The following is a 415-nucleotide window of genomic DNA, read 5'->3' on the forward strand; positions in this document are numbered from 1 at the left end:
CTCGCAGGGCGTGGTGGCGGAGAAGTCCTTCCTGGACCAGTATCCGGGCGACGAGATGACCAAGCTGAAGCAGCTGGTCAGCGAGGAACCGGGGCTGGCGCACCTGCTGCGCGACGCCAACTGGGACACGCCGGCGCGGCAGATCGTCGGCTATTCGGCCAACGTCAGCTCGCTCTGGGGCAATGGCTACGCGCTGCTCGGCAATGCCGGCGAGTTCCTGGACCCGGTGTTCTCGTCGGGCGTGACCATCGCCTTCAAATCGGCCAGCCTGGCCACCGCCTGCCTCGCCCGCCAGCTGGCCGGCGAGACCGTGGACTGGGAGGCCGACTACGCCAAGCCGCTGAAGGCCGGCGTGGATTGCTTCCGCACCTTCGTCGAAGCCTGGTACGAAGGCCGCTTCCAGACCCTGATCTTC

1 protein-coding gene is annotated in these 415 nt (G+C 67.5%); it reads left to right on the plus strand.

Going from position 1 to position 415, the window contains the following annotated elements; translation table 11 throughout:
- Positions 1-415: NAD(P)/FAD-dependent oxidoreductase (locus AC1U89_RS24890; RefSeq protein ID WP_479902285.1), on the plus strand; the 415-nt coding region annotated here is incomplete at both ends.

It is taken from the genome of Caulobacter sp. 05T431, from assembly GCF_056665975.1.